Source organism: Paraburkholderia elongata (assembly GCF_013177735.1).
Classification (GTDB): Bacteria; Pseudomonadota; Gammaproteobacteria; order Burkholderiales; family Burkholderiaceae; genus Paraburkholderia; species Paraburkholderia elongata.
Window position 1 is genome coordinate 1 of sequence record NZ_WOEZ01000009.1, and the last position, 7,019, is coordinate 7,019.

The window sequence follows — 7,019 nt, forward strand, 5'->3', positions numbered from 1 at the left end:
AGCGGCTTGCTTACCTTTCGGACCTTGCTTCAGTTCGAAACTCACCTTTTGCCCTTCCTGGAGAGACTTGAAGCCCTCTGCCTTCACCTCCGAAAAATGAGCAAACAGGTCCTCGCCGCCATCGTCAGGCGTGATGAAGCCAAAGCCCTTCGAATCGTTGAACCACTTCACAGTACCGGTCGCCATCATTGTGTCCAGAATGACAAGAATCGCGTTGTATGGACGCTATCCGCCGCGTCATAGAACATTCAATGCCTTCGGATAACGGGGCGTCAAGTCCATTGCCATTTGAGACTTCATCAAGGCCGCAGGGCTGCTGCCGACAAAAAAGGACCTCGCGACATACAATGCAACGCTGCGCCGGAGGTCCAGGCAGAAGACGCGCAACTGTGGTCCACTAGCTGCCGGCGTTCTCGGGCCGGTATGAAAGCAACGCTGGAACGTTCACGTCTTCATCTATTTCAGGCCAGAATATCTGCTCATGGTCCAGGGAGATGGCGAAGTGTTCGCGCTCGGCTGCCGTGGCGGCCTGCAACACGGGAAACCAGTCCAGTGGAAATTGAACGGCGGGACCGTCGGACATGTCGAGAAACATGTGTACGCGGTCAAAATGCACGTCCACCGCAGCGCGGTTCATGGTCATCTCCTGATGTGAATCAACTTAAAGATAGGCCGCAGCAGAGCGGCGTTCAAGAAAGAATGCCGGAAAGAAGGCCCGCGCCAGCGTTGGAATGGAAGTGATACGTTCCTTCATTTTCAACGCGATGTCGCCGGTCAGTGGTTTGCCAGGTTTGACCGGTAAAGTTACGTCAAAGGGAAGTTGATGGGATATCTCATCGCTCGAACGCATGAGCTGGCGCGCTTGAACCGCGCCCCTTCAGGAGGGTGCGAATCACCTCTATTAGTCGAGCGATGGGTGTGGGTTTCGGCAAAAAGACATTCCACAGCGGCTCTGCCGGAGGAGAGGGCGACGCGGCTGACAGCATGACCACTGGAATGTCGGCTGTCGCCGCGTCGTCCTTGAGCTGCCGGCACAGTCCAACACCATCCATGCGCGGCATCATCCAGTCGGTCACGATGAGATTCGGACTCTCGACGACAGCTGCAGCCAGCGCGGCTTGCCCATCTGGCGCAGTGAGCACGCGGTATCCTTCCCGCTCAAGCAGTAATCTAAGCGGACGCAGAATATTCGGGTCGTCGTCTACAAGCAGTATCGTCGCCAATCCAGGGAACCCCGTTTGCCCCGAGGGGGCAACCAGTAGCGCCGCAATGGGCGTTCCTGCCCCTCGGCTTTGTCACTGGCGCAAGCAGCGTCGGCCTTGCCGACATGACTCTTAAGTTGCGGGGGCTACAATTCATCCAGCACGGCAATTTCTTCCGTGCATCCTTAATACAAGTTACAACCCTGGAGCGCATATGGCCGGACCGGATGCGTCACCCGCAGCGGACCGCGCACGGCGCGCGGGCACGTTAATCACAACGGCTTTCGAGGAACGCCCCCATCGCTCGCCTGACTTCGCGGCGGAAAACGACGCGTTGCACCACCTGGCACGGGCGCTCACGTCGGCAGACGGCGCCGTGCTGCAGACCCTGGCTGACATGGCACTGAATCTGTGCGGTGCCGATAGCGCCGGCATCGGTCTGCTGGAACGCGGTGCCGATGGCACAACGGTGTTGCGCTGGGCCGCGCTTGCGGGTCATGGCACCGCTCTCGCGGACACCATAGCGACGGTTGAAGACAGCCCAAGTGGTATTGCGCTTGAGCTGGGTGCGGCGCAACTGTTCTCATTTCCCCAACGCCACTTTGCGCGCCTGGAACGCGTTATTCCCAAAGCTGTTGAAGAGCTTGTGGTGCCGATTCCGGGTGAGCCTGAGCCGTGGGGCACCCTGTGGGTGATATCTCACGACGAGCACCATCACTTTGACGCCGAGCACCGTCGTATTCTGACCAGTCTGGCGAATTTCACGTGCGCCGCGCTCACCAACGCGCAGGCGAAGGCCGACGCGGAGGCCCGGGCGGCAGAAGCGGAGGCGGCAAGGAACGCACTGGCGGCAGCTGAAACGCGCAAGGACGACTTCATCGCGATGCTCGGCCACGAACTGCGCAATCCCATTGCGCCCATTGATAGCGCGCTGACGGCAGCGCGGAAACTCTCCGCAGGACAGCCCGCCGTGCTGTCTGCGCTGGATATCGCGGAACGGCAGACACGACTACTGAAGCGACTGGTCAGCGACCTGCTCGATGCGTCGCGGATAAGGCACGGCAAACTCTCAATCCGTCCTTCGTATGGGCTGCTGCAGGACATCGTGGCCGACGCGGTGGCTGCGGTGAAGGCCGACGTCAGCAACGGTCAGCACCGACTGCAGGTCACGGTTCCGACGTATCCGGTCCGCGTTCATGCGGACCCCGCCCGCCTCACCCAGGTCGTAGCGAATCTTTTGTCGAACGCCGTGAAATACACGCCGCCCGACGGCAACATCGCCTTGGTGGTCGAAGCACCGGATGTCAGCATTGAGTCGACGCACAACGCTTCGCCTCGCAACGCTGTCATCACGGTGAGAGACAACGGCACGGGCATTTCAGCTTCCATGCTGCCACACGTCTTTGATATGTTCGCCCAGTCGCCTTCAGCACGGAAGCGTGCGGAAGGGGGACTGGGAATCGGACTGGCTGTCGTGAAGTATCTGGTGAGCGCACACAACGGCACCGTCACCATTGCGAGCGCTGGCGAAGGTCAGGGTACGGAGGTTACCGTGCGATTGCCGATTGTCTGCGAAGGTTCGGACCAGCCCACCGTGGCCACGATGCTCAGGGTGGCACCGGTTCGTATCCTTCTGGTGGACGACAACGCCGACACCACGGAGGCACTGGCCACGTTACTGGAACTGGAAGGTCACGAAGTGAGGCGGGCGCAAAGCGGGCCTGAGGCGCTCTCGATAGTAGAATCGTTCGCCCCCGATGTTGCCCTGCTTGATATCAGCATGCCCGACATGGATGGCCTTGAGCTTGCGCGCCTCCTCAGACAACGCGCGCAGTGTTCCCTGATGAAACTCGTGGCAGTGACGGGTTATGCCAAAGACGCGAGCAAACCTCTGACGGACGAACGCGTATTTGACTTTTACCTCACCAAACCATTGTCGCTGGACGACCTCGCGGATGTCCTGTTGTGCTCGTAGAGAATATGGGCCAGTACGTGTGCAGTCGTATGTCAAGGCAAATATCAGTGCTCCAACGTCAGCGACGTGCGTGAGGCTTCGAAAAAACCGGTAGGTCCGGGCGTCGACCGATATCCGGTTTATGCCAGCGCGCGTCAGGTCGAGTATCTCGTCAGCCACGCTCGCCGCAATGGTTCCATGACCAGTCAACTCGTTGTCCTCGTCCGCTGGGTCGCCGATGTAGACAGCACAGACGTCCGTACGGAAGTCTGATTGCCGCGATTCACATACATGAGGCAAACCTGCCGGTCGGGCGGAACCGGCTCGCACGATTTATCGCCCGCTCCGCCCGAGGCTGCGTTAGTGGTCGTGATGCCAATCACCTCGTGCCCAATCGTGATGGCGCTCCTCCCACTCTCGACGTGCCCAATAACGATGTCCGTCATAGTACCTGTCACCGTACCAGCCCGGTGTCACGACGACGACACCCGGAGGTTGTGCATACTCCGGTTGCGGCTCGAAGTATGGCTGTGCCGGCGCGTACGTTGGCGCGGGCACTCCGATACCAACGCCAACGTCGACGTGCGCGAGTGCGACGGACGATACCCCGATGCCAAGACCCGTAACGAGGGTTATGGCGAGCAGACGACTGGATGTGATGTTCATTCTGTCCTCCTTTCCGATAGGTATAGGCAGGTCAGTGCGGCTGCTTCCACGGAGCCCCGCTTCCATTAGTAGCGGTCGTAGTCGTGATGGTGATGATATTCGCCGCCTTCGGGAACGACGATGCAGCCGCTCAATGCGCTACCCAGACATATGGCCACTAGCGTCCACACAAGGATTCTCTTCATACAGTGCCCCAACCCGTTGTTCTTGAAACCACACTATCGGGAGAGGGAGTTACCGATGTGTTTGTGTGTAACGAAACGTGTCGTTAAGCCTGCGGCCTGGTCGGCTCAGAGCAATCAGACTTGGTGCATCCAACGGGGTCCAATACGCATGCTTCGACTGGCAGCCAACGCGAAGCATCAATGACGTTGTTCACGCAAATCGCGGAGCAATGCGCATATGCAGCACCTGGAATAAAAAACCTCAGAGACGTCCGCGATTGTGAATAGAAATAAGGAAAGCGCCCTCAATGAATTGTATCGATGGCGACGCCATTTCATCCGACCAGTGCCTTTGAAACAGTCGATTTCAGAACTCACAAAACTGGCCACTATTGCACTACGATGCAAGTCTTAGCCGATCGTCGCCGAAAAGTTCAAGGAGCCGATCAACGCCACGACGGCGATCAAGGTCGAACTGGTGTGTGTGATGAAGAAAGTCGCCATGCTGCACTGCTTGTTGGACGGGTTCTGCGGCTCTGGGAGCTTATCCGAGTTGGATTTTGCGGCGGCCAAACGCGGAAAAATGAAAATCGTGCTGCTGTCGGCGATCGGTCTTATCCTGATCGGACAGTTGTTGTTGGCCGTCGCACCGGATACGATTCTGAATGTGGCGGCGATCATCTTTGTCTACTTTCTCGGCTTCAATATTCTTGAAGCGTCGCAGCCTTCGCTGGTGTCGAAACTGGCGCCGGGCTCGCGCAAGGGCGCGGCTACGAGCGTGTACAACACGACGCAGTCGATCGGCCTGACAAGGCGGCGTGATGGGGCAGGGCGCCTTAATTTTTCCCGTGCTGGGGACTCGTGTTTTGCTGGCTTATAATCGTCGCGAAGATGAATATGCGGCTGCGCAAGTGATAAAGGGCGCAGCCGGAAGATGGATTTTGAGCAGTCTTATCGCTCAAAAAGAAACGGCGCGAGTGATCGCGCCGTCTCGAATAGGGAAGGGACATCGCCCATATAACCTTCGCGGGGTCGGGCGAGCCCTTCGAATCACGTACCTCTTTGGAAAGGCACATGAGTACAGCAAACCAGTGTTACCTGCTTCTTGCAGCGCATTATTTCAGCATTGCAGCGGTCTATGTTTTCGCCGCACTAACGGGTCATACATGACTCAGGCGTGAGACATAGGTGGCTAGATTAGCACACTGATGCGAGCGACGTGAACGGCGGTCGAAAAGGCTGTTCCGCAATTCGATGCCGAACGCAAAGCCAAGTTGCAAAGCCCACGTGTTTTGTGGGCTTTTTCTATGGAACTGGCGGCAAGGCGAGTCATATGTCGGTGTTCGCCTCGGCGTGGCCGAATATGCGCGCGTCCCGCGCTTGGAAGTTTGGCATTTGGCGGACGGCCATACCGACACGCTTGTCGAGCATCAGGTCTGCGCATACCAGGCGCTCGGCTTCGGTCCCATGACCGAACATCAACGCCGCTACGTGATGCGCTGCACAGAATCCGCCGGCACGTTGGCGTCAGTAGACGGGGATGTCGCGAAAAACGGGCATTTCGACAGGTCACGTGCGAAGTAATATTCCCGGCTACCTGCCTTGAGAGCGCTGTTTACTTCTGCCACGGTTTGTTCAACGACATCTCCATCCGGGACGGCACCGATGAGGGCCAGCGTCGGGGACAACGGGATGAAAGCGGCGATTTTGAGCGTCGGAACGTCCGGCACGATGAACTCGCCGGCTTGCGCATGAACGACCCCCAATCCGTTGAGGGCAGCGGCAAGATCGCGCGTGTAGCTACTTACACGCAGTTGCAGTTGCGCCCCGTTGATCTGCCGCGCAGGCACTTTTCCTCCTCTTCTCACGAACAGGCGATCGGTGCTCTCCAGATGCTCCTCATGAGCCTTGGTAAGGTCGTATCCACGAACTCCGAACAATTGAAGCTCCTGCGCGGCGAGTCCCCGGAAGTGCGTCCGCATGACCCAAAGCGCAAACATGGAATCGATCGCGGGCTTATGCTCCGGCGCTATCGTGTTGACCTGGCCTTCGATGATCGGTTGGACGACTTCCTGAAACTTGTTCTCGATCTGCGTTATGCCGGCTTCCGTCCGCTGGTCCCAGGCACGCCGCGCACAAAACAGGATGTCCTCCGGCCGAGCAGGGTGCTCCTTCACCCTGAGCATATCGAACACGGACACGCGCCCGCTCTGATCGACAAACCGCTCTATGCTGCGCACGGGAAAGACATGCTGCTTGAGCGTCAGCCGCTTGGGGTTCTCCGGCAGCGTTTTTTCAGGCTTGCTCCATTTCCCCTGCGCCGGCAACGGCGGGAGCGGCTCAGATGCCTGCGCGAGCGTCGCAGCCATTACCGCAGCTGCATAGCAGGCTGAGTCCGGATCGTCGTCCGCAACAGCGATTCTGATTACCGGCATGTTCTCTTTCCAGTCGAGTTCAGGAAACGTGAACTGCATTCTAGACCTTTGCAGTTCTAGCGAGGAAGCGGGGTAAATCGCGCGTTAAAGCCGCGCACACGCTCGGTTTTTCCCGGTAACCGGCGCATTCCTTGCATTTGTTGTCATCGGGTGATAACATACGTCCCATGACAGATCGAGACCACAGCCTGGACACCCTGCTCGAGCTGGACGGCGTGATGTACACCGTCGACGACACCGGGTGTTGTTGGGTGAAATTTGAAGTAGCGCGGATCGACGCAACACCGGAGCGCCCGCACGGGTTGAAGTATTCGCTGACGCTGCATGACGAAAAGGGTACTCGCCTGCTGGGATTCGATAACGCGCATGCGATCCGCGAGGGTTCAGGCCCGGGTGCCAGAACGCGAATCGAGTACGACCACAAGCACGCCGGCGAGCGCGTCCGGTTTTACGATTACATGGATGCCGCGACGTTGCTTGCAGACTTCTGGACCGAAGTCGAAACAGTGATGAAGGAAAGGAGCGAGAGCGATGACTAACGAACACATCCTGAAAGTCGGGATTGCTCCGATGGAGCAATTCAAGGCGCGGACGATGG

The 7,019-nt window shown here is 58.3% G+C and carries 8 protein-coding genes and 1 pseudogene; 3 read left to right on the top strand and 6 right to left on the bottom strand.

The genetic code is table 11. The annotated features are described in order from the left end of the window. The 4 genes from GNZ13_RS01740 to GNZ13_RS01755 all read right to left on the bottom strand — a co-directional run. Positions 1 to 186, bottom strand: a 186-nt coding sequence (locus GNZ13_RS01740) for a cold-shock protein (protein ID WP_172159925.1), incomplete at its 3' end; no start/stop codon positions are given. Between the two features lie 211 nt (positions 187 to 397). Continuing rightward, a complete protein-coding gene (locus GNZ13_RS01745; protein ID WP_172159927.1) occupies positions 398 to 637 on the bottom strand; it encodes a DUF2442 domain-containing protein in 240 nt (79 codons plus the stop codon). Positions 638 to 661: 24 nt separating this feature from the next. Continuing rightward, complete coding sequence (locus GNZ13_RS01750; RefSeq protein WP_172159929.1) at positions 662 to 850, bottom strand: hypothetical protein; 189 nt, start codon at positions 848 to 850, stop codon at positions 662 to 664. After that, positions 834 to 1,223: a response regulator gene (locus GNZ13_RS01755; RefSeq protein ID WP_172159931.1), complete on the bottom strand. Its 390-nt coding sequence runs from the start codon at positions 1,221 to 1,223 to the stop codon at positions 834 to 836. Before GNZ13_RS01755 ends, GNZ13_RS01750 begins: the two co-directional genes overlap by 17 nt. A 193-nt stretch (positions 1,224 to 1,416) precedes the next feature. On the opposite strand from GNZ13_RS01755, the gene GNZ13_RS01760 reads away from it, so the two are divergent. Further along, a complete protein-coding gene (locus tag GNZ13_RS01760) occupies positions 1,417 to 3,177 on the top strand; it encodes an ATP-binding protein (RefSeq protein ID WP_172159933.1) in 1,761 nt (586 codons plus the stop codon). 339 nt (positions 3,178 to 3,516) lie between these two features. On the opposite strand, the gene GNZ13_RS01765 is transcribed toward GNZ13_RS01760, so the two are convergent. After that, positions 3,517 to 3,822, bottom strand: a complete 306-nt coding sequence (locus tag GNZ13_RS01765; protein ID WP_328807159.1) for a hypothetical protein — start codon at positions 3,820 to 3,822, stop codon at positions 3,517 to 3,519. A gap of 729 nt (positions 3,823 to 4,551) precedes the next feature. Between GNZ13_RS01765 and GNZ13_RS01770 the strand changes: the two are divergent. After that, a pseudogene (locus GNZ13_RS01770) lies at positions 4,552 to 4,901 on the top strand (MFS transporter); the annotation flags it as partial. Positions 4,902 to 5,473: 572 nt separating this feature from the next. On the opposite strand, the gene GNZ13_RS01775 reads toward GNZ13_RS01770, so the two are convergent. After that, a complete protein-coding gene (locus GNZ13_RS01775) occupies positions 5,474 to 6,460 on the bottom strand; it encodes a hypothetical protein (RefSeq protein ID WP_172159935.1) in 987 nt (328 codons plus the stop codon). Between the two features lie 179 nt (positions 6,461 to 6,639). On the opposite strand from GNZ13_RS01775, the gene GNZ13_RS51465 reads away from it, so the two are divergent. Then, positions 6,640 to 6,960 carry a toxin-antitoxin system TumE family protein gene (locus tag GNZ13_RS51465; RefSeq protein ID WP_236001762.1) on the top strand — a complete coding sequence of 107 codons (321 nt, stop codon included), beginning with the start codon at positions 6,640 to 6,642 and terminating at the stop codon, positions 6,958 to 6,960. The last annotated feature ends 59 nt before the right edge of the window (positions 6,961 to 7,019 follow it).